Annotated in this window: 17 protein-coding genes; 3 read left to right on the top strand and 14 right to left on the bottom strand. The window is 62.4% G+C overall.

The features are described from left to right. Positions 1 to 752 precede the first annotated feature (752 nt). The gene (locus EA473_RS12585) at positions 753 to 2,585 is read left to right on the top strand and encodes an MBL fold metallo-hydrolase (RefSeq protein ID WP_243645248.1); all 1,833 of its coding nucleotides are present in this window, start codon (positions 753 to 755) and stop codon (positions 2,583 to 2,585) included. A gap of 77 nt (positions 2,586 to 2,662) precedes the next feature. Beyond that, complete coding sequence (locus tag EA473_RS12580; RefSeq protein WP_124196008.1) at positions 2,663 to 3,493, top strand: PIG-L deacetylase family protein; 831 nt, start codon at positions 2,663 to 2,665, stop codon at positions 3,491 to 3,493. 73 nt (positions 3,494 to 3,566) lie between these two features. Here EA473_RS12580 and EA473_RS12575 read toward each other — a convergent pair whose 3' ends face one another. Continuing rightward, complete coding sequence (locus EA473_RS12575; protein ID WP_124196007.1) at positions 3,567 to 4,295, bottom strand: sugar phosphate isomerase/epimerase family protein; 729 nt, start codon at positions 4,293 to 4,295, stop codon at positions 3,567 to 3,569. 502 nt (positions 4,296 to 4,797) lie between these two features. Continuing rightward, entirely contained in the window at positions 4,798 to 5,943 is a 1,146-nt protein-coding gene (locus EA473_RS12570) for a Gfo/Idh/MocA family protein (protein ID WP_124196006.1), read from the bottom strand. A gap of 116 nt (positions 5,944 to 6,059) precedes the next feature. Between EA473_RS12570 and EA473_RS12565 the strand changes: the two genes are divergently transcribed. Further along, on the top strand, positions 6,060 to 7,322 hold the full coding sequence (locus EA473_RS12565) for a Gfo/Idh/MocA family protein (RefSeq protein ID WP_124196005.1): 1,263 nt from the start codon (positions 6,060 to 6,062) through the stop codon (positions 7,320 to 7,322). A gap of 10 nt (positions 7,323 to 7,332) precedes the next feature. Here the strand turns inward: EA473_RS12565 and EA473_RS12560 are convergent, their stop codons facing one another. The 12 genes from EA473_RS12560 to EA473_RS12505 all read right to left on the bottom strand — a co-directional run bounded on the left by EA473_RS12560 (position 7,333) and on the right by EA473_RS12505 (position 20,692). Next, complete coding sequence (locus EA473_RS12560) at positions 7,333 to 8,364, bottom strand: Gfo/Idh/MocA family protein (RefSeq protein WP_124196004.1); 1,032 nt, start codon at positions 8,362 to 8,364, stop codon at positions 7,333 to 7,335. 169 nt (positions 8,365 to 8,533) lie between these two features. Beyond that, positions 8,534 to 9,082 carry a hypothetical protein gene (locus EA473_RS12555; protein ID WP_124196003.1) on the bottom strand — a complete coding sequence of 183 codons (549 nt, stop codon included), beginning with the start codon at positions 9,080 to 9,082 and terminating at the stop codon, positions 8,534 to 8,536. After that, the gene (locus EA473_RS12550; protein ID WP_207890178.1) at positions 9,075 to 9,704 is read right to left on the bottom strand and encodes a DUF7437 domain-containing protein; all 630 of its coding nucleotides are present in this window, start codon (positions 9,702 to 9,704) and stop codon (positions 9,075 to 9,077) included. Before EA473_RS12550 ends, EA473_RS12555 begins: the two co-directional genes overlap by 8 nt. 145 nt (positions 9,705 to 9,849) lie before the next feature. Beyond that, positions 9,850 to 11,679, bottom strand: a complete 1,830-nt coding sequence (locus tag EA473_RS12545; protein ID WP_124196002.1) for a glycoside hydrolase family 9 protein — start codon at positions 11,677 to 11,679, stop codon at positions 9,850 to 9,852. A gap of 1 nt (position 11,680) precedes the next feature. Next, complete coding sequence (locus tag EA473_RS12540) at positions 11,681 to 12,682, bottom strand: hypothetical protein (protein ID WP_124196001.1); 1,002 nt, start codon at positions 12,680 to 12,682, stop codon at positions 11,681 to 11,683. A 112-nt stretch (positions 12,683 to 12,794) separates the two neighbouring features. Further along, positions 12,795 to 13,889, bottom strand: a complete 1,095-nt coding sequence (locus tag EA473_RS12535) for an ABC transporter ATP-binding protein (protein WP_124196000.1) — start codon at positions 13,887 to 13,889, stop codon at positions 12,795 to 12,797. Next, a complete protein-coding gene (locus EA473_RS12530; RefSeq protein ID WP_124195999.1) occupies positions 13,886 to 15,010 on the bottom strand; it encodes an ABC transporter ATP-binding protein in 1,125 nt (374 codons plus the stop codon). The genes EA473_RS12535 and EA473_RS12530 overlap by 4 nt, the downstream gene beginning before the upstream one ends. Continuing rightward, the gene (locus tag EA473_RS12525) at positions 15,007 to 16,167 is read right to left on the bottom strand and encodes an ABC transporter permease (protein WP_243645247.1); all 1,161 of its coding nucleotides are present in this window, start codon (positions 16,165 to 16,167) and stop codon (positions 15,007 to 15,009) included. Before EA473_RS12525 ends, EA473_RS12530 begins: the two co-directional genes overlap by 4 nt. Next, positions 16,154 to 17,161 carry an ABC transporter permease gene (locus EA473_RS12520; RefSeq protein ID WP_124195998.1) on the bottom strand — a complete coding sequence of 336 codons (1,008 nt, stop codon included), beginning with the start codon at positions 17,159 to 17,161 and terminating at the stop codon, positions 16,154 to 16,156. The genes EA473_RS12525 and EA473_RS12520 overlap by 14 nt, the downstream gene beginning before the upstream one ends. 62 nt (positions 17,162 to 17,223) lie before the next feature. Next, the gene (locus EA473_RS12515) at positions 17,224 to 19,059 is read right to left on the bottom strand and encodes an ABC transporter substrate-binding protein (protein ID WP_124195997.1); all 1,836 of its coding nucleotides are present in this window, start codon (positions 19,057 to 19,059) and stop codon (positions 17,224 to 17,226) included. 114 nt (positions 19,060 to 19,173) lie between these two features. Beyond that, positions 19,174 to 20,088 carry a HEAT repeat domain-containing protein gene (locus tag EA473_RS12510; RefSeq protein ID WP_124195996.1) on the bottom strand — a complete coding sequence of 305 codons (915 nt, stop codon included), beginning with the start codon at positions 20,086 to 20,088 and terminating at the stop codon, positions 19,174 to 19,176. 376 nt (positions 20,089 to 20,464) lie between these two features. After that, entirely contained in the window at positions 20,465 to 20,692 is a 228-nt protein-coding gene (locus tag EA473_RS12505; RefSeq protein WP_124195995.1) for a hypothetical protein, read from the bottom strand. Positions 20,693 to 20,757: the final 65 nt, after the last annotated feature.

Raw genomic sequence — 20,757 nt, 5'->3', positions numbered from 1 at the left:
TACAGCGGGGTCCTCCGTTCGCTGTGTCGATCGCGCTGTCGGATCTGCCAGTATTGATTCGGTCTCTGTTTCACTCCGTACGATCTTCGTCTCCTCAGATAGAAATGACAATTCTAGATACACATCTGATGTCAATAATGATACTATATCAAACAATATCTTCATATGAGCGAACTCGAGTTCAGTTTGCCGATCGGACAAAGCAGGAGTTCATCGCAGCGGTTCGACCTCGCTGCGAGGAGTCTACCAGCAGTTCGGTCGCTGATTTTGGCTAATTTCCTCCGAACGCGGCGACGGCAGTAGATCTCACTTGGAAACGATCCGCGTGTTCTGCTCGGTGTACGGCGACGTCCCGTGGCTCCGTCGGTAGCACCCGGTATTCGGACTATCAGTGTGTTTCGTCGACGAACTCGTGCATTACGGGTAAAATCCCTCGAGATCGACTTCAGGACCTCTCTCGACCGCTTCAGGGACAGTGAAACACCGAGACTGGGTGGCAGCCGCTCAGTTATTGTCTTAAACATTATAGTTTGCCAAAAACCCTTAACAATTGAAGTGATAGAACGAACGCTCGTGAACGTATCACGAGCGCACGATACCAACAGTAATAGCTGTTGGGGTGAAGGTTGAAACCATCGGGCCGTTTCTCCGTGGGGCTATCCGACCTATTAGAAATTCTGATGATAATATTTTCACACCGGTAATTGTATAACGGATCCGTCGTAATATGTCGTCAGTACGCTTCGTCACGTATGCGTGTCTCCTATCAACATGCCAACGTCAAAGGCGGCAACGAGTCCACGGTATTACGATTTACGGCCGGTGACGGAACACCCACGTGTATTCTCGTCGATGTGGGAGACGGCGTCGATGTCGATTCGTTGCTCGGAGACGGCGAGTATCTAGACGCGATCTTGCTCACACACGGTCACATCGATCACTACCGGACACTCGCCCGAAACGTTCGATGCGGCGTGCCGATCTACACCTCGCCGTCGACGGCGATGATCCTCGAGCACGCCCTGCCGGAAGCGACGAAGGACAACGCCCTCGGTGACGTCTCCGCTGCGATCGGTGCCCTCGAACCGATCGACGACTGGACGTCGGTACTCGAGACGATCGACGTCCGGCCGGTTTCAGCCGGTCACACCCCCGGCGCGGCCGGGTTCGTGATCAGATTTCGTGACGAAAACGCCACTGGGTTGCTCGACGGTGAACACCACATACTCGTCACCGGTGATTTCACTACCCGTCCCTGTGCTGGATACCCCGGCCTTCCAACGTCGTACCCGTTCGATATCGATTGTCTGTTTGTAAACGTCTCGAGTGACGACTCCTACTCGAGGTCGCTCAACGATTCCGTCCAGACCGTCCTCGAGCGGGCGTACGCAGGATCGAGAGTCGTCGTGGCGGCGAGTTCACTCACTGGCGTCCACTACGTGACGTTGCTCGGTCACGCGACGAAAACGCTCGAGAGGGAGCTACCGATCACACTCGTCGGACAAGCCGCCAAACTCTACAACGCACTCGAGTACGACGTTCCCGGGATCGACACGTGCGAGACGTTCGATCGGTGTGAAACGGTTCTCGAGGCCGGTGGGGTGACGATCGCCGGACCGGAAACGCCGACGACGGGGAGCGCCCGCAGACTGTTCGAGCGTATCAGTGACGATCCAGCCGCGGTGTTCGTCCAGTCCGGGACGGACGACGCCGATCGGTCTTCGGGAACGCGTTGTACGGTCCGGACGTTTCCGCTGTGTAACCATCCCTCGCTCGAGACGATCGACGACCTCGTCGAATCGCTCGTTCCGACGGAGGTGGTCATCAAACACGCGAGCGGGAAGACGCTCAACGAGTTCCAGCGCCGATTCGATCGGTGTTTCACGTGGGGGACCAACGACGAGCGAGTCTATCGGCTCTACGAGGACGGTCAGTGGCAAGCCCCCGACTGGATCGCGGACCGAACCGCAACCCGGATCCGAAAGCGTCGCTGGAAGGCGATACAGGAACAGACGTTCGCGTTCGACGCGACTGTTCCGATCGGTCGAAGCCAGGACGTCGATCCCGCGGCCGAAGGCGTCGATCTCGAGGCGCTCGAGGCTGCATTCTCACAGACGGCCTCCCAGAAAACTCCCAGGCAACCGACCGACGGCAGCGACTCGGCGACGTCTACTGGACAGGAACTCGAGGTTCGTACCGAGAAACCGGCCGAGCGCAATCGAGCGAGTCCGTCGTTCGAAGTGAACGACGCTCGGTCGGGAGCCGAAGCCGACGACCGGAACCGATCCGCGGTCGACGCCCCGTCCGAAAGGGATGGCGTTCGAGTTCCCGACGAGGACGCTGGATCGTCCGAAGCTGATGGGAGTCGGGAACCCGCCGAAGCCGCCGACCGATCGCTCGAGACGGAGGTGCTCGCCCGCCTCGACCGCCTCGAGGCGAAACTCGACCGCTCGACGGAGACGATTCGTGCCCGCGTGCTCAGCGACGGCACTGACGAACAGTTCGTCCGGCTTCTGGAACCGACCGATCTCGAGGCGGGTGACGTCGTCGAGTTGACGATAGAGACGCGATCCGACGACCGGTAGCGTATCGGTCGACGAGCAGGAGAGGGTGTTCTCGCTGCAATCCCAACAGTTTCGACCGCCGGATTCCATGGGGGAATATGGACGACCAGTGTACGCTCCTCGTCGTCGGCGCACATCCTGACGACTGTTCGATCAAGGCGGGCGGAATCGCCGCGAAATACGTCGAAGCGGGCCACGACGTCACCTTTCTCTCCGTGACCGACGGCGGCGCGGGTCACCACGAGATGGACCGCGACCCACTGGTCGCTCGCAGGCGGGCCGAAACCGAAGCAGTCGCGGAGACGCTGGGTATCGAATACGACGTGTTCGACATCGAAGACGGCCGGCTGGAACCGACGCTCGAAAACCGACGGCGGCTCGTTCGGTACGTCCGCGAGGTCGATCCCGACCTCGTGCTCGGCCCCCGTCCCAACGACTACCATCCCGACCACCGCTACTGCGCACAACTGCTTCGGGACGCTGCCTATACGCTGATCGTGCCGAACATCTGTCCCGACACTCCGGCGCTGTCGACCAACCCGGTCTTCGGGTACGTCGCCGACCACTTCGAGAAACCCGCGCCGTTCGAACCGGACGTCGTCATCGACGTGACCGACGTCGAAGATCGAAAGATCGACGCGTTACACTGCCACGAGTCCCAGATGTACGAGTGGCTGCCTTACACGTACGACGAACTCGAGGCGGTTCCCGAGGGGGACGCCGAGCGCCGCGAGTGGCTCGCCGGCGACGGGCTGAGCCACCTCGAGGAAAACACTGAGATGAACGTCGCCGACCGGTTCCGCGAGGCGTTGATCGACAGGTACGGGCCGGAACGGGGGAGGGCAGCCGGACACGCCGAGGCGGTCGAAATATCGGAGTACGGTGCATCTCTGACCGATTCGCGACGCGAGGAGTTATTCTTCTTCTGATCTGGCCGCATCGAAATGCGATCGAACGAGGAACTGGATCAGAGTTCGGGTGAGACGGACCGGCGTACGTCGATCAGATCAGTTCGTCCATCGTGGCTGCGGCATCGGGAAGCGAGGCCAGGGGGTCTTCCCCCTCGTACTCGTAGATCAACCACTCGCCGCCGCCGTCGCGAAACGCGTCGGCACAGCCCTCGAGGTCGAGATCGCCGGTTCCGACGCGGACCAGCTCCCCCGATTCGGTGTCGACGTCTTTGACGTGGGCCAGCCGACAGCGATCGCCGACCGATCGGAGCAACTCGACGGGGTCGTCGCCCGCTTTCAGGACGAATCCGAGATCCAGTTCGAGGTCGATCTCGCTCTCGTCGACGAAGGCGTGAAAGCCGGGGCCGCCCTCGAGGTCGACGTACTCGTGGTCGTGGTTGTGATAGTGGAGGTCGACTCCGCGGTCCGCGAGTCGATCCTCGAGGGTCGCGAGCCGATCGATTGCGTCCTCGAGCCGGTCGCGTGAACTGAAGTGCTCCTCGTCGAGCCACGGGACGACGAACTCGTCACAGCCGATCGTCCCGTAGAACGCGACGGTGTCGTCGAACTCGTCTTCGAGTGACTCGATCGGAACGTGCGCGCCAGCGGCCTCGAGACCGGTTTCCTCGAGCGTCCCCCGAACGGCGGCGGGATCCTCGTCGATGACGCGGTAGGCGAATTCGACGCCGCCGAATCCGGCGTCGGCGACGTGCTCGAGCAGGCCGTCGAACGGGAGATCGACGTTCCGTAACGTGTACAGCTGGATCGCACTCTTGACCATACCCAAGAGTCGAAAACTGGCTGGATATGTGTTTCGTCTGGGTTCGACGGAATTCCGGCGCACCCAGCACTGGAGGGCCCGATAGCTCACTGTCCTGGGACGACAGCCGCACGCACCGATGGAGAAAAAGGAGGAGCACCGTTAGTATTTGGCTACCCGCTTCGTAATTCGGCGATGATGTACTCCTCGAGGAAGGCAAACATCACCTGCTCGTTCCTCAAACCCAGATATAGACCGTGACCGCTCCAGCGTCAGTCAGGGAGTGAAAGCGAAGAGGATCTGATTCCACGAGGAGGGGAACGTGTACGTGCTGGTCGCGGCGATTGCCGACTTCCTTAGCGATACCACGAGCGTCATCAGAATATAGGGCCAGTTCGCGCCTAACGGGACCGCCGGTCATCGGGACGCTCACGCCGGACCCGCTCACCGGCCGTCTCAGTCCTTTTCGATCCCGGTTCGTTTAGTGCGCGATATCTGCCGTTCCGTCGACGACGGACGCCGCTCACGGATCGATCGCGGTCGACTCGGACCGCTCCGCGATTTCGTCGGCAGTTAGCTCTCGTCCCTCCTCCTGTACAAGGTAGACTCCCTCCATCACGATCATCGAGTTGAGCGCGATCTCGTGGGTCGGGATCACGTTATCTGCCGTCCCGCGGACGGTGTCGATCCAGTGGTGGAACTGGCCCCCCGACCGTTCCATCTCGTAGCCGGAGTCGCTCTCGAGGAGCGTCTGTCGGCGTTCGAACTCCTCGATGTCCAGTGAGACCGTCGCCTCGTAGTCGCCGGTCGTCGTGTAGAATTTGAAAGGGTCAAATTCGACGCCACCTCGTGTGCCTGCGAGCGCGCTCGAGGCGTCGGGAAGGTACATGTGCCAGGCCGCACGGATCGAGAGGACGGAGCCGTCCTCGAGGTGTGCCATCCCCAGGCCGACGTCCTCGACGTCGTATCCGGACTCCGCGAGGCGGTCGGCGTAGCGGTCGTGATCCTCGCCGATCAGTTCTTCGGCGTACATCTCGTCGGTGTGTTCGAAGGTCGAACCGGCCACCCGTTCGACGCGTTCGTTGCCAAGCAGGTACAGCAGTTGGCCGATGACGTACGTCCCGATGTCGATGATCGGCCCGCCGCCGGCCGACTCCTTCGAGACGAACGATGGCGTGCCGTACCCGTCGACGTACGGCCTGCCGCGGCGGCGGGAGAACACGCCCCGGGCGTAGTAGGGATCGCCCAGCTTTCCCTCGTCGATCAGCGTCCGTGCAGCCCGCGTCTCCGGTTGAAACAGCCGATTGTTCTGTACCCCGAGGTGGACGCCGGCGTCCTCGACGGCGTCGGCCATCGCTCTCGCGTCGGTGTACGTCGATGCCATCGGCTTCTCACAGAAGACGTGACAGCCGGCCGCCGCCGCGTCGGCCGTGATCGGTCGGTGGAGGTTGTTGTGAACGCAGATCGACACCGCGTCGACGTCGGCGTCCTCGAGGAGATCCCGGTAGTCGCCGTACACCTCGGCGTTCGTCTCCCGTGCGAGCGACCGGGCGGCGGCCTCGTCGACGTCCGCGATCGCGACGACGTCGGCGTCCTCGACGGTCGCGTACTCGGCCGCGTGTTTCTGCCCACGATTCCCAGCCCCGATGATTCCAATTTCTACGGACATATCACAGTACTCTCGTCAGCACCTACCCATTCTCGTATCCGTACTCGAGTGTTTCGGTCGTTACCCCGCATCACACGATCAAAGCGCCTATACTTTCGGCCATCGATTCGCCGCGTATGAGCGAGGAAAGCTTCGGTATCGGGTTCGTCAGCTGTGGATTCATCACTCGAGAGCGCCACGTACCGAGCGTCGGGTACCTCCCCGGCGTCCACGTCGCCGGAATCCAGAACCGCACGCGAGAGACGGCTGCGGAGGTCGCAACGGAGTGTCGCGAGAACGACCTCGGCGATCCGGCCGTCTACGGCGAGGGCGAAATCGCAGCACTCGTCGAGAATCCGGACGTCGACGGAGTGTGGGTGACGAGTCCGAACTTCACGCGGGCCGACGCCGTCGACGCCGCGATCGACGCGGTCGAAGACGGAGCCGACCTCCAGGGAATCGCGATGGAGAAACCGGTCGCGCGAAACCTCCGCGAGGCCGCACACATCGTCGACCGAATCGACGGGGCCGGGATCCCCCACGCCTACCTCGAGAACTGGCCCCACGAACCCGCCATCCGGAAAATGCGAGAGTTGCTCTGGGAGCGCGGTCGCGAGGCCGGACGGCCGTATATCGCACGGTCGCAGGCCGAACACGGTGGCCCCCACTCGGCGTGGTTCTGGCACGGCACCCGACAGGGTGGTGGCGCGTTGACCGACATGCTCTGTCACGCGCTCGCGGGCAACCACGTACTCCTCTCCGATCCGGAGCCGACTGACGACGATCCCGGGTCTCCCTCTGGCGGCTCCGAACCGACGGCTGCCGGCCTCGAGCCCGTTTCGGTGTCCGCCGACACCGAGACACTGAAGTGGAGTCGAGAGCGCTACGCGAGCCAGCTCCGTGAGGAACACGATGTCGACTACGAGTCCGATCCGGCAGACGACTACGCCCGTGCGACGGTTCGCTACGAGGACGAACACGGCGACCCCGTGATCTCGGAGGCGTCGGGGTCGTGGTGTTACGTCGGCGCGGGCGTTCGACGCACGATCGAACTGCTCGGCCCGGAGTACTCCGGTCAGGTCGTCGCCGACGAGGCTTCCTCGAGCGTCTTTTTCTCCGATGCGGTCGGGGCCGGCGAAGGGTGGGCCGAAAAACAGACCGCGACCAGCGGTCGGATGCCGGTCGACGCCGCGGGAGCCGTGACGGGCGGATTCGTCGCCGAGAACCGCGACGCCGTCGACTCCTTCCGTCGCGGCGAGAACGGAACGCTGGATCTCGAGGACGGCCGGCGCATTCTTCGTCTCTGCATGGCGGCGTACAAAGCGGCCGAGACCGGGCAGGACGTCGACCTTCGGGAGACGGATCTCGCCACGTACACGCCGCCGCCGGCGCGGGAGTGATCCCGACCAGTTACTCGACGAGTTCGACCGTCTCGCCTCGATCGGCGCTTCGACGCGCGCTCTCGACGATTCTGTGGGCCTCCCGACAGAAGGTCGGATCGGCCGGCCCCTCCGGCTCCTCGCCGGTCTCGAGGCGGTCGATCACGTAGTGGACGAGGTTTTCGAACCGGTCGGGGAGCGGGTCCGGCTCGACTGCGTACCCCTCCGGCTCGTCTTCGGTGGTGACCCGGATCGGGACCTCGCGATCGCGGGTGCTGATCGCGCCCGCAGTGCCGACGATTTCGTACCCTTTCGGCGGCTGGGGCTGGATCTCCCAGGGATTCGTGAGCAGCCGCCAGGAGGTCTGTAGCGTCGACAGCCCCGACTCGTATCGACAGACGGTCGACGACTGGACGTCGACCGTCATCTCCTCGGGGACGTACGTTTCTGCGGTGACGTCGCTCGGCAGTTCGCCGCCGCGAAACCACGTCGAGAACGTCGCGCCGTACCCCAGGTAATCGAGCAGGGAGCCACCGCCCGCTTCGGGGTCGTAGAACCAGCTTCCGTCCGGCGGTGCGCCGGCGTTCCCGCCGTAGTACTGGATCTCGAGGACGTCGCCGATCGTCCCCGCCTCGACGAGCCGGCGGACCTCGTGTTTGACCGGGTCCCACAGCACCGGCCAGTTGATCGCGAACAGATTCTCGTCGCGCCAGGCCTCGAGCATGCGATCGGCACCGGCGAGCGTGGCCGCAAGCGGCTTCTCGATCGCGAGGTGGACGTCGTAGGCCGCGACGCGCTCGACGAACACCGCGTGTTCGGCGTTTCGCGGACAGCCGAGCACGACGTCCGGCTCGCTCTCCTCGAGACACGCATCGAGATCGTCGTAGACGTCTCCGTCGGGAATTTCGAGGTCGGAAACGGCGTCGGACAGCGAGCCGGTCGAGGTTTCGGGGTCCTCGTCGCAGACGCCCACGAGTTCGGCGTCCGGATGATCGCGCACCCACTCGAGGTTGGTATTCATGTGCATCTGATCGAAGTTCGCACCCGCGAATCGCCAGGTCATACCGTGTTCGTTCTCACGAGAGTAAAAGAAGGTTCTCCCGCACGGGACCTGTGATACGGTTTACTGTACGTCATCGCCGGCGCACCGCGACCCGGGCGGCGGGTGCGCCGGTAAACAGTTACAGTAATCCGTACGAGATACCGCTCGAATCTGCGTACCCCGTGGGCAGTTACGCCGTTCGTTTTTCCATGTGTTCGATCGCCGTCCAGACGTCGATGACGCGGATCCGTCCCTCGTAGTACGTGTTTCTGATCACGCCGGAAATCGCCCGTTCTGCGTTCCGATCGTCCATCACGATTCCGACGGCGTCGTGTTCCGTCGAGCCGAGGAGCATTACGCCAACGGCCGGGAGTTCCGAGTCCGTCTTTCGTAGCGTGTCCGGATCGGTCCGCTCGAACTTCGCAAGTCGTTCGTGGACCCGATCCATGACTTCCCCGGCCCGCGGTCCGTCGTGGACGCGGACTCCCGCCTGCACGTCGCCCACGACGGTGACCCACTCCGTCGTGTCCGCCCGGTCGACCCAATCAATCGAGAGATATCCGCGCTGTTCGGTCAGTTCGTCGACGACACCGCCGCTCAGGTACAGTTTCACCCCTTCGTTCTTTACGTACCGTACGAACGTTTGATACGCATCGCTTTCCGTTCCGCCGATCGTCCGGAGGAAACTCGTATCGAGGACGAGCGCGCCGGGAATCGGGGATGGATTCGCTTCACCCATCGGCGTGGCGGTACGGTGCCTCCTCGAGCGCCCGTTCGTGGATGTTCACGTCGAACGTGACGTCCTCGAGCGTCGGATCGTGGTCTTTCACCACGACGAGAACTCGCTCGATGGCCTGCGTAACGGCGATTGCCTCCACGGCGGGCACTCCGAGGTCGTCCGCGACCCCGCGACGCGTCGTTTCGCCCTCGAGGTACTCGATCGTCGCGGTGACTGCGGGGGCGAGCGCCGCCTTACCGTGGCGGTCGACGAAGAGTTCGAGGTCGTCGTCGCCGCTGGTCGCTCCGTAGACGGCGAAAAACGCGGGACCGAGCTCGATCGTGGTTTCGTCCGTCCAGTTACCGCTTACCGGGTCGGCTCGCCAGAGCGCCGACCCGTTCTCGAACTCGTCCAGTTCCGCTGCGACGCCCAGCTCGGACAGCGTGTTGGCGTACTTGTAAGCGGTGCTCTTCGAGAACCCCTGCCGATCCCGTGCGGCGGTTACCGTCGTCGGCGAGTTGACCAGCAGGTCCGTGTAAAACCGCGCCAGCTCCGGCGTTCCCAGCAACTCTTGAACGACGAAAAACTGGCGGGCTGTTCGTCCCGCGTCCGGTGGCCGAGTCGGGCGAGGCGCGTTCGACATAGTACATAGTACGCGAACTATAGTCTAAAACGTTTCGGACGAATCGGTATCGAGGGATCGAACGGACACACCTTCGCGCTCTCACCCTACGTCGGGTATCGAGGTAGTACGCTCGAAAATCCGACTGCGTTCCCGGTCTTCGCGATCACTCCCTCGAGTGTCGCGAGGCGACGGCGACGACGAACCAAGCCGCGTGGGGGAGCCACTGTTCCGCCCAGCGCCACCGGTGGGCGTGATCGTCGCCGATCCCGTCGGGGAGGAACGCGACGTCGGACTCGTCGGTCGCGCCGGCGGTGATCCCGTTGCAGACGCCGCCGGGGACGTTCCGGAACCGCTCGTGGTAGTGGGGTGGGTTCCGCCCGGTCCCCTCGACCATGGACACGTCGAAGGGGTTCAACCCGAGGATCCAGTCCAGTTGCGCCTGGCTGAAGCGATGAAGCTCGTCGGTGCTGGGCTCGAAATCGTCGCCGAGAACGCGCGCCGACCGGACGGCGGCCGCCGCGAGCGAGGCGATGCGGGCGTTCTCACCTTGCCACCAGTAGCCCGTCTCGTTTTCGTGCGGGAAGAAAAACGACGCCCGCGGCTCGGGTTCGTCGACGGCTTTCACGTAGGCACGGGCGTAGTCGAACGGGTTGACCACGTCGGTCGTGATCTCGAGTTCGAACGCCCAGTACGTCGCGAGCGCGTCCGTGATTTCCCCTCGCAGTTCTTCCTGGCCGGCTGGCGAATCGGACTCACCGAGCACCTCGAGAAACCGACAGAGCGCGAGCGCCGGCAGCCCCTCTTCGGCGGCGTGGAAGTACGGCCGCTGGCCGTCGTCGGCGCGCCACCAGCCCGCGTATCGGTCGTCGCCGGTCTGGCGCTCGAGCAGCGATCGAGCGCGGTCGGTCGCGGCGTCGTAAAACCGCCGGTCGCCGGTCGCACCGAACAGTTCCGTCGCCGCGAGCAACGCACAGTAGTCGTCGATGACGTTCTCGGTGCCGTCGTCGAGGTAGGCCTCGTTGTGCTCCGCTAAGTGGTCGAACGCGTCGACCGCGGTCGACAGATAGGTGGCGGGATCGAACGCTGCCGCCGCTGCGATTTCCGACGATTCGTCGATTCGACTCGCGCGTGCGAGAGCCGCGATCGAGACGCCTCCGCCCTGGCGGTAGCCGGCCTCGTAATCCGTCGTCTTCGTCCCGTCTTCGCCCTCGTACGCGCAGATCTCCCGTCGGTCGGTTTCTTTCGACCACTGGTCGAAGACGGTGTGATAGAAATACCCCTCCTCGTCGTGCATTCGGACGAGGAAGTCCGCGCCGTGGACGCTCTCTTCGAGCAGACGCTCCTCGAGCAGTGCCCCGAGCGAGCGTTCGCCCGCGTACAGCTGATCGTAGGCGTCGAGGAGACCCCAGACGACGATCGGCGTCTGCTGAGGGTTGACGTAGTTGGCGTAGCTGAGGTGGCTCAGGTACTTGCTCATGTCCCCCGAGGCGTCGTACCAGCCGCCGCTGACGTCGACGGTCTCCGTTCGGTCGCCGACGAACGGAACGGCCCGGTCAGCGCGGTCGAACCGGCCGGAGGCGCGCTGGGTCTTGAAGTAGTAGACGACGTCAGAGAGGACCCGTTCCCCGACGACGTCCTCGCGGATCTCGAAGACGTGTGATCGCGGGCGAGTACCGTCTCCACCCGCGCGAGAATCCCCGTCCCTGTCCGTCGGTCCGCCCTCGTCCTGGCCGCCCGCTCCGGTATCGGTCACGTCGACGGTCACGGCGTACGACCCCGGCTCCTCGAGAGCCGTGAACTCGGCCGTCCAGAACACCCAGTTTTTCCAGTCGTCGACGGGGCCGCGACGAGTGGCCTCGGTTTCGAAGACGACCGCGTTCGTCTCGACGTCGACGACTCGCACGTCGCCGGGCGTCTCCCCGGGCGATCCCCGGAGTATCGCGCGTTTTCGTTCGTCGGGATCGTATCCGGCCTGATTGACGAGGATTTTCATATTACTCCGACGGCAGTTCCTCGAGGTAGGCTTCCCACACCGCGTCGGGGTCCTCACAGGCGATGTCGGAGATCGACCGACACGCGTCGTATCCCCACATGAAGACGCTGTCGACGCCGCCGTCGATCGTCGCTCGCGTCGCCTTCCGAACGTCCCCGATCGTCTCCGGATCGTCGTCGAGACGGAAGCCCTGGATCCAGATCTGACTCTTCAGATCGTACTCCTCCGCCAGCGAGACGACGGTGTCGGTGAAATACGAGATGAACTCGGGGCTCTCCTCGTCGAAGACGTCCCAGTACGGGTCGGTGACGAGGACGTCCAGGTGTTCGTTGGCCGCGAGTTTCTCCCAGTCGCGCAGGCCGTGATCCGAGTCCTCGCTCGGAAGCAGGCAGACTGCGTTCTCGAGGCCTTTCTCCGCGGTGAGTTCCATCATCTCGTCGAGAAACGAGAGCAGCGACGCCTCGCGGAACTCGTCGATCCGTTCGGTTCGGGTCGCGGGCATCTGTTCGTCGTACTCCTCTTCGTACAGCTCCTGACAGCTTTCACACCGGCAGGTCCACGTTCCTTCGGGCACCTCGTGGTCGAACCACTCCGGAATGTACCAGTGGGGTTCGTCCCAGAAGAGGACGTCGGCACCGACGTCCGCCGCGTCGGCGACCCACCCACGCATGTACTCCCTGAAATCGGGATCGTTGAAACAGGCCGTCGGGACGGACTCGCCCGTCGAGAGTACCTGACAGCTTTCCGGGTTCTTGCCGATGAACTCCGACAGCGCCTCGCCGCCAAAGACGCGACCGATCGACCACGGGTTCATGTACACCGTAAAGTCTCGGTCGTGACTCGCCTCGACGATTTCGGACATCGTCTCCGTGTAGTACATCCGATCCCGCTCGCTGAACGTGTGAAGCACGGCGTTCAGCCCTTCGTCTTTGAAGCGGTCGAGGTCTGCTTCCGCGTGTTTAGGATCTCTGACACTAAAGTAACTCGTCCCTTTCTCGAGCATCGAGTAAACATTCCTATAGAGGATATTTTACTCTTTGGATCGGTTACAGGCGTCACCCCGACGTGTCGCCGAAAGAAAACGCGAGCCGAACGATCGAAAAAACGTGCCGCAGTTAATCGGACGTGGCGTCAGAGGCGTGTGCCGACGGTTCGTCGTCGGTTACCGGCTGACTCGACCAGTAGTCGTGATCGTCGTCCGCACGGAAACACCGGACGCGGTGGCCCGATTCCTGGTCGTAGGACGCGGGTGAATCGGCTTTACAGGCCTCCCTGGCTTCCGGACACCGCGTGTGGAAGCGACAGCCCGACGGCGGGTTTTTCGGGTCCGGAATGTCGATTTTCCGCACCGGCGGCTCTTCGGCCTTATCGGTCGACCGAAGGTCCGGCGTCGCCCACCGAAGCACCTTGGTGTAGGGGTGTTGTGGATCGTTGATGATCTGTTCCGGCGGTCCGATCTCGATGAGTTCGCCGAGGTACATCACGCCGATCCGTCCGCCCGCATGCGAGGCGAGATACCGTGCGTTCGAGAGGTCGTGTGAGACGAACACGAACGACGTGTTGAACTGCTGTTGAAGCTCCAGCATCAGATCCATCATGTCGACGCGCAACGAGACGTCGAGTGCGCTGATGGCCTCGTCTGCCAGGATGAGATCGGGATCCATCAACAGCGCCCGAATCAACGCGACGCGCTGTTGTTCTCCACCGGAAAGCTGGTGTGGGTATCGGCCGGCGTAGTCGGTCGCCGGCGTCATCCCGACCGCCTCGAGCATCCTGACGATCTCCTCGCGTCGATCCCCGGAGCTCATATCCGGCTGCCACTTCTTCAGCGGGGCCTCGAGCGTCCCTAACACTCGCCGGTTAGGGTTCAGCGAACTCCCCGGGTCCTGGTGGATGATCTGCAGCGACCGACGGATATCGTCGTAGGGGATGTCGACGTCGCCGTTGTTATCTTTCGCGTCCCAGATGTCCTGTCCACGGTACGTGACGCTCCCGCCGGTCGGACGCTGAAGCCCGATGGCGGTCTTGCCGAGTGTCGTCTTGCCGCAGCCGGATTCACCGACCAGTGCGACGACGTCCTGTTCGCCGATGTCGAGCGAGACGCCGTCGACCGCACGAACGACATCCGGTTCGCTGAAGTCGAACAGGCCGCTTTCCTCTTCGAAGTGAACTTCGGTGTTCTCGAGTGAAACGAGTGGCTCGTCACTCATCGTTCACCCTCCATCTGATTCTGGTGATCCATTGGGTTTCGTTCCTCGTCGGTCGTTCGAGTTGTGGCCTCCTTTTGATGGTTGAGCGGAATCGATTCGATCGACTCTTCCCAGTGGTGACAGTCGATGAGGTGCGATTCGGTCACCGGTTCGCTCGGCGGATCCGTCGCGACACATTGATCGGTCGCGAGCGGACACCGTGGGTGGTACGAGCAGCCGTCGGGGACGGCCACCGGGTCCGGTGCGGAGCCGGGGATCGGTCGCATCTCCTCGAGTGGTGCATCGAGATTCGGGGTCGAGTTCAGGAGTGCGCGGGTGTAGGGATGGCCCGCGTTCTGCAACATCTCCTCGGTCGTCCCCTGCTCGATCAACTCGAAGGCGTACATCACGGCCAGCCGGTCGGCCAGCTCTGCGACCAGCGGCAGGTCGTGCGTGATGAACATCATCGTGAGGTCGTACTTCTCTTTGAGTTCCTCGAGTAGCGAGATGATCGACCGCTGCATCAACAGGTCGAGCGCCGCCGTCGGCTCGTCCATCACGAGCACGTTCGGCTCGAGGATGACCGAGAGCGCGATCAACGTCCGCTGTTGCATGCCGCCGCTTAACTCGTGGGGGTACGAATCGAGGACGCGTTCGGAGTCGAGATACAGATCCGAGAGCAACTCGTGGGCCCGGCTCATTCCCTCCGACAGGGAGTAGTTGTGGGCTTCGAGGGTTTCCTCGAAGTGATCTCGAATCTTCATCGTCGGATTGAACGAACTCATCGCACCCTGGAAGACCATCGCGATCTCCTCCCAGCGTAACTGGCGCAGTTCCGAATCGGAAAGCTCGAGGACGTCGACGGGGTCGCCCTCTTCCGGATAGTACGTCACGCTACCGCTGAGAACGCCCGGCTCGACGACGGCGTCGAGCGTAGACGAGGCGAGCATCGACTTTCCGCTGCCGCTTTCGCCGACGATGCCGAGGATTTCACCCCGCTGAATGTCGAGCGAAACGTTGTCGAGCACCCGGGAGACGCCCCGATCCATTTCGAAGACGACTTCGGCGTTTCGAATCTCGAGGATCGGGTCCGAGACACTGTGCGATCGGCCGTCCGTAACTGTCGTTTCGTGCGTACTCATAGTGCACCACCACCGGTCGTGATCTCCTCGTCGTCTTTCGACTTCGTCGAACCGCTACCACGAGCGCGGACCCGTGGGTTGAACAGTCGATCGGTCCCCTGTGAGAACAGGATCAGCCCGAACGAGAGTCCGACGACGAAGACCATCGGGACGAACAGGAGGTGTGAGACCTCGGGAATGATGAGTGCGTTGTTCTCGTAGCCGATGTTCATCATCACGCCCCAGTTTTCGATCGTGTTGACCGAGATGACTCCGAGGAAGTACAGCGCGACGCTGTCGTAGATGACGCGGCGGGCCATACTGGTGAAGTTGATCAGGATGTACGGCATCAGGTTCGGCAACAGGTCCTTTCTGATGATCGTCGGTGTCCCGATGCCCATCGTTCGCGAGGCCTCGACGTAGGAGTGTTCGCGAATCGTCAACACCTGGGAGTGGATCGTCCGTGCGAGTCCGGCCCAGGCGTTGACGACGATGATGATCCCGATCAGATACGGGCTGGACGGATCGATGAGGACGATGAGGACGATAACCAGCGGAAGGCCGGGAATCGTCATCAACACGTCTGCAATCGTCATCAACGCCCGTTCGGTGATGCCGCCTTTGTATCCAGCGAGGGTTCCGACGACCGTCGCCACGACGGTTGCGAACACGGCACCGGCGAGGATCATCTGGAGCATCCGCGGCGTCGCGTGTATCATCGCCGCCAGGAGGTCACGGCCGATCATGTCCGTTCCCAGCGGATAACTCCAGTCCTGGAACGGCGCGAGTCGGATCGGTCCGTCACCGCGAGCGGGTTCGATGATCGTGATCCGATCGAGGATCAGAAACTCCGAGGTGGACACCCAGGCGACGGCGCCGAGAAGCAGATACAGCGAGATGATGCTGAGTCCGACTTTCGTTCGCCAGTCTTCCCACGCGACCACGAACGGCTCGTAAATCGACTGGTAAAACACCTCAGAGAGGCGCTGCCCCATCGTGACGTCGGTGAACTCGGAGTCAGAGAACATCTGTCCACCGCCGGCGCTTTGACCGCCGTCGGCGCGATACTCCCTGTCGGTGCCGTCAGTGTCACGATCGAACAGCGCCGATCCGTCGAACCGGGAGCCGGCGTCGCCCGATCCCGGCTCGTCGTCGGACGGTTCGTCAGTACGATTCACTGTCATCACCCGATTTGATCCGCGGATCGAGCCAGCCGTACGTCGCGTCTGCTATCCACAGCGCGATGACGACGGCGATCGTTACGATCAGGAACGTTCCCATCATGAGGTAGATGTCGTTGTGTTCGATCGATCGGAACATCAACCAGCCCATCCCGCGGTACTGGAAGATCTCCTCGAGAATGATCGCCCCGCCGAACATGAATCCGATCGAGATGAGCAGGGTCGTCCACATCGGAAGAATCGCGTTCCGTCCGACGTACCGGAGCGCGATCCGGCGGTCCGGAATGCCCCGAAGTTTTGCGACGCGAATGTACTCTTCACCGAGCGTCTGAATACTGTTGCCCCGCATCGTCAGCGCGATGATACCGAATCCCGTTATGACGAACGAGAGCGTCGGTAGCGTGGCGTGATACAGCGCATCGAAGATGAAGTGTGCGGAGAGACCGGGATCCGTCGCGTCTGAGTGGGTCCCCCGTGCAGGGAAGACGCTCAACCGATAGCCCAGGAACGCGATTAGCAACACGGCCGCGACGTAGTAGGGGATCGAGTTGAAAAAGATCGATGCGCCGGTCATGGCGGTATCGAACCTCGATCCCTCTTTGTACGCCATGAGCGCGCCGAGTCCGAGCCCGATCGCGAACATCAACGCCGTGCTCAGTGACATGATGAGGACCGTCCACGGCAAGACGGACGCGATCTCCGGTGCGACTTCGGCCCGTCTAAACGTCGAGTAACCGAGGTCGCCACGCATGACGCTCGTCAAATACTCCCAGTAGGCGACGTGAACCGGATCGTCGTAACTCGCCGGGATGCGCGCTTCGATCAGTCGCTCGAGCGCCGCCTGTGACATGTCGGGATTGTGTCGCTGTGCCTGTTCGCGAATACGATCCCCCGGATCGCCGGGGAGCCCTCTGATGAGGACGAAAGTGATCGTTACCACTGCCCAGATAGTGAACAGCGCCTGTCCAGTCCGTTTGACCCACCAGTTCATGGAATACTCGACCAACTCGTTGGATAATAATGGAAAGGGGACATATATACGTCTGTCTGTTCCTACTCGGTCGCCCAGAGGTTGCCCTGCTTCGGGAGCCAGTGAAGCGGCCACTGGTTGTGGACGTCAGCCTCGTCGGTCGAGAAGTTCCAGCCGTCCTCGCTGAGGAACGACTGCTCGAGGCCCTCAGTGAGCGGGACGGCCGGCAACACGTCGTTGTACAGTTCCGCCAGGTCCTGTGCGATCGACTCCATCTCGTCTCGATCCTGTGTCTGTGCGAATTCGTCGAGGCGTTCGTGGGTGTCGACTCCGTCGATCTCCTGTGGGAGGTTGTTCCACGGACGGTTCTCGGGCTCGGCGAACTCGGTGTTCCGGTAGATGTGTTCGAACGAGAAGTACGGCCAGAACCCGTTCATTCCGCCCGGAACCCATCCTTCGACGACGATTTCGAAGTCACCCGCAGGCAGTCGCTCGCCGGTGATCTCCGGTCGAGGCGTCACTGCCATCGAAACGTCGATACCGAACGCCGTGAGGTCGTCGATCGCGGCGTCGGCGGCCGTGATCCAGTCCGTCCAGCCGGCCGGTGCGAGGACGTCTGCCTCGAGCGGCTCGCCGTCGAGTTCCCAGACGCCGTCGTCGTTGCGTTCGTATCCGGCGTCTTGCATCAGATCCTCCGCGGCGGACTCGCCGCCGGTGTAATCGTCTAGACCGCTCGTATCGACCCAGTCGTCGACGAGAGCCGTCGAGATCCCCGCTGGCGTTTCGACGTGTGCCTGCGTCGTGTCTCCGACGGCGTTGACGGCGCGCTGTCGGTCTACGACGTGGCCGACGGCCTGTCTCACTTCACGCGTTCCCCAGTGGTCGTGATCGTGATTGAACACCAGGCCAGGGCCGAATCCCATCGGAGTCGGGATCATGTGCCAGTCTTCGAACTGGTCGACCGTCTCCGGCGGGACGAAGACGCTGTGCATCGCGTCGAGTTCGCCCGCCATCATGCTCTGGTGGTACTCGGTGTTGCCCGAGCGGAATCCCATCTGGTACCCGGCGAAGTTGATGTTCTCGTCGGCGTCCGGATGCGGTTCGATCTCCCGACCGTCGATTTCGACGCCGGAGTGGCGCGTGCGATAGCTGATGTTCTGTGTCGCACGTTCGTCCTGGACGACCGTTCCGCCGGCGATAACCTCGTCGACGTCGTCGTCGCCGCCCATCCCCTTCGGCTCGAACGCCTGGATGTTTCCGATGTCGGGGTCGTCCATGTCGACGAACTCGCCCCACATCTGGCGTGGCGTGTCGATGTGGTGGTGCAACAGCGACTGCTCGACGATAAACGGGTTCGTTCCCTCCGGGTACGTCACCTCGAGAGTGGTGTCGTCGACGGCCTCGTAGTCGTCGACGAACTCGAACAGTTCCTCGCCCATCTCTTCGCCGATACGCAGGCGGTCCTCGAGGTCCTCGGCCGTGATCGGCTCGCCGTCGCTCCAGACCAGGTCGTCACGCAGTTCGACGGTGAACGTCTCCGGTCCTGCCTCCCAGTCGACGGCTGCGTGGGGCGTCCACTCCTGGGTGACGTAGTTCCACTTCGCTAGCTCCGGAAACATGGAGTTGTTGATGTGCGTCGACCCCGACCACAGCTGGTTGTTGTAGTGGATATCCGCTGGTTCGAAAAACGAGTTCGCGGTCCTGATACGCGATTCGGAGAAATCGGGTGCTTCGTCTTGCGATCCCGAGCCGTTCCCGTTTCCGTTCCCACTTCCGTTCCCATTTCCGTTCCCGTTCCCACTTGGGTCCTCGCTGGAACAGCCCGCGAGTGCTGCTGCCCCTGCGATTCCCGTGAGTTCTACGAACTTCCGTCGGGAGACTATATCGCTGTAGTCTCCGTGCGATTGGCTGTCAACCATACACTCGTTGGTTGATTTGACATTATATAAATGTTCCTATTCATTACTCACTATACTGATAACACACCCATTCGACCGGACCCCTACGGACCGAAAGTCTAGGCGAGAAGACCGCTACGTGCGCTGTGCGAGCCAGTCAGCCGTTTCCCTCGCGAGTTCGCTGACGGTTTCGTTCCCGTCTCGCTCGGCCAGCGCCCGAAGTGCAGGAATGGTTTCGGTCGCTTCGGCGAATCCCAGCGTCCGAACTGCCCGGGCCTGAACGGTCGGATCGTCGTCCTCGAGGAGGTCCTGGAGGGGATCGATCGGAACCGATACGTCGACGTCGTTGGACTCGGCGACGTGTCTAAACACCTCGACGAGCGCCTGTCGAACCGGCTGTTTGCTCTCCGGAAGTTCCTCGGCGACGTCGTCGAGCCTGTCGACTATCGCTGCCGGGTCGGCATCTGCAACGCAGACGAGGAGGTGTGCGAGGATTTCGCGGTAGGCAATCGACCGTCCCCGGTCCCGACTACGGGCCTTCTCCATCGTCTTTATCCGACCCGGATTGAGGTTCTCCTCCTCGAGTGCGTCGTTCCGAATGGAACTGACGACCGGGGTGTCGACGAGAAGATCGGCGAGGTCGTCGGCGTAGTCGACGACCACCTCGGGAGACGGGTCCGCAAGCGGGACGAGCGCGGACGCTGCTCGAAACCGATACCCCGGAGAGGGGTTGTCGAGTCGGTCGACGATTTCCGGCACGACGGGCCTGACTTCGGCAGGATTCGTTTCTCCGACGAACGAGAGAATCACCATGGCCGTACTCGACGCGACGGCATAAGAATCATCGACGCGGGATCGGACGGTTTCGACGACGGGGAGCACCTGATCCGGATTCTCGCTGGCAACGAGTGCCAGCGTTCGCAACGCCGTGTGACGAACGTAGCCGTCGTCAGCGTCGAGCAACGGTTCGACCGCTGTGACGTCGACGTTCCCCGGTTTCGTTCCAGCCTGCTCGAGGAACTCGTTCGCGCGTTTCCTGAGATCGCTCATTGATATTCACCTCGTTGGAAACCCCTTAAGTTTGTTTGCCATCGGATCGTAAGGGACCGATCCGACGTTGCTGGCCGTCCCGGCTACAGAGCGGGGCTGATTCGCCCGGGACCGCCAGCGGAGGGGGCCGATAGTATCATCACGGCACACGGCCGATAGCGTCATCACAACGGCCGGCCGGTAGAGTTATCACCATCGCTTTCGGCCACACACTCCCGATCGCAGCCGATATCGCCGTTGGAAACCGATACGGTTTGGCTCGCGAACTGGCCGTCACACCGGGCGTGCTGGCCGCCCGATACGGGCCGCCGTACGACATTGTCGTCTGTGTGTACCCGTCTGCGGTCGGTACAACGGTGCCCCATCAGTTCCGTCGTCACATTCGGTGGCGTCGACATCGCCATAGCGTGAACGCAGTCGCCGCGAGCAGGCCACCGAGAATCCCGAAGTTGAGCAGGGAAATCGCGAAGGTGTCCGCCGATGGATCGAGGTGGACGAACGCGAACGTATTCAACACGAACAACACCAGAACGATACCGAAAAACATCACGAGTATCGATCGGTACGTGTTGACCACCCCCCAGAACTGGCTCCGGAAACTCATCGGTCCCGTCGACGGCTCCCAGCAGCGATCTGTGATCGATTCATACGTGATCGTCTCCCCTTGAG

The organism is Natrarchaeobius chitinivorans (genome assembly GCF_003841505.1).
GTDB lineage: Archaea > Halobacteriota > Halobacteria > Halobacteriales > Natrialbaceae > Natrarchaeobius > Natrarchaeobius chitinivorans.
The sequence above is the reverse complement of the archived record's forward strand: the minus strand, read 5'-3'. Positions and strand labels throughout refer to the sequence as shown.

What these genes read in the sequence shown, in the direction of transcription:
- EA473_RS12550 (WP_207890178.1), bottom strand. Translation starts at nt 9,704, where the DNA reads ATGTCGAACGCGCCTCGCCCGACTCGGCCACCGGACGCGGGACGAACA.
- EA473_RS12520 (WP_124195998.1), bottom strand. Translation starts at nt 17,161, where the DNA reads ATGAACTGGTGGGTCAAACGGACTGGACAGGCGCTGTTCACTATCTGG.
- EA473_RS12555 (WP_124196003.1), bottom strand. Translation starts at nt 9,082, where the DNA reads ATGGGTGAAGCGAATCCATCCCCGATTCCCGGCGCGCTCGTCCTCGAT.
- EA473_RS12545 (WP_124196002.1), bottom strand. Translation starts at nt 11,679, where the DNA reads ATGAAAATCCTCGTCAATCAGGCCGGATACGATCCCGACGAACGAAAA.
- EA473_RS12515 (WP_124195997.1), bottom strand. Translation starts at nt 19,059, where the DNA reads ATGGTTGACAGCCAATCGCACGGAGACTACAGCGATATAGTCTCCCGA.
- EA473_RS12535 (WP_124196000.1), bottom strand. Translation starts at nt 13,889, where the DNA reads ATGAGTGACGAGCCACTCGTTTCACTCGAGAACACCGAAGTTCACTTC.
- EA473_RS12565 (WP_124196005.1), top strand. Translation starts at nt 6,060, where the DNA reads ATGAGCGAGGAAAGCTTCGGTATCGGGTTCGTCAGCTGTGGATTCATC.
- EA473_RS12570 (WP_124196006.1), bottom strand. Translation starts at nt 5,943, where the DNA reads ATGTCCGTAGAAATTGGAATCATCGGGGCTGGGAATCGTGGGCAGAAA.
- EA473_RS12540 (WP_124196001.1), bottom strand. Translation starts at nt 12,682, where the DNA reads ATGCTCGAGAAAGGGACGAGTTACTTTAGTGTCAGAGATCCTAAACAC.
- EA473_RS12560 (WP_124196004.1), bottom strand. Translation starts at nt 8,364, where the DNA reads ATGACCTGGCGATTCGCGGGTGCGAACTTCGATCAGATGCACATGAAT.
- EA473_RS12585 (WP_243645248.1), top strand. Translation starts at nt 753, where the DNA reads ATGCGTGTCTCCTATCAACATGCCAACGTCAAAGGCGGCAACGAGTCC.
- EA473_RS12575 (WP_124196007.1), bottom strand. Translation starts at nt 4,295, where the DNA reads ATGGTCAAGAGTGCGATCCAGCTGTACACGTTACGGAACGTCGATCTC.
- EA473_RS12505 (WP_124195995.1), bottom strand. Translation starts at nt 20,692, where the DNA reads ATGAGTTTCCGGAGCCAGTTCTGGGGGGTGGTCAACACGTACCGATCG.
- EA473_RS12530 (WP_124195999.1), bottom strand. Translation starts at nt 15,010, where the DNA reads ATGAGTACGCACGAAACGACAGTTACGGACGGCCGATCGCACAGTGTC.
- EA473_RS12580 (WP_124196008.1), top strand. Translation starts at nt 2,663, where the DNA reads ATGGACGACCAGTGTACGCTCCTCGTCGTCGGCGCACATCCTGACGAC.
- EA473_RS12510 (WP_124195996.1), bottom strand. Translation starts at nt 20,088, where the DNA reads ATGAGCGATCTCAGGAAACGCGCGAACGAGTTCCTCGAGCAGGCTGGA.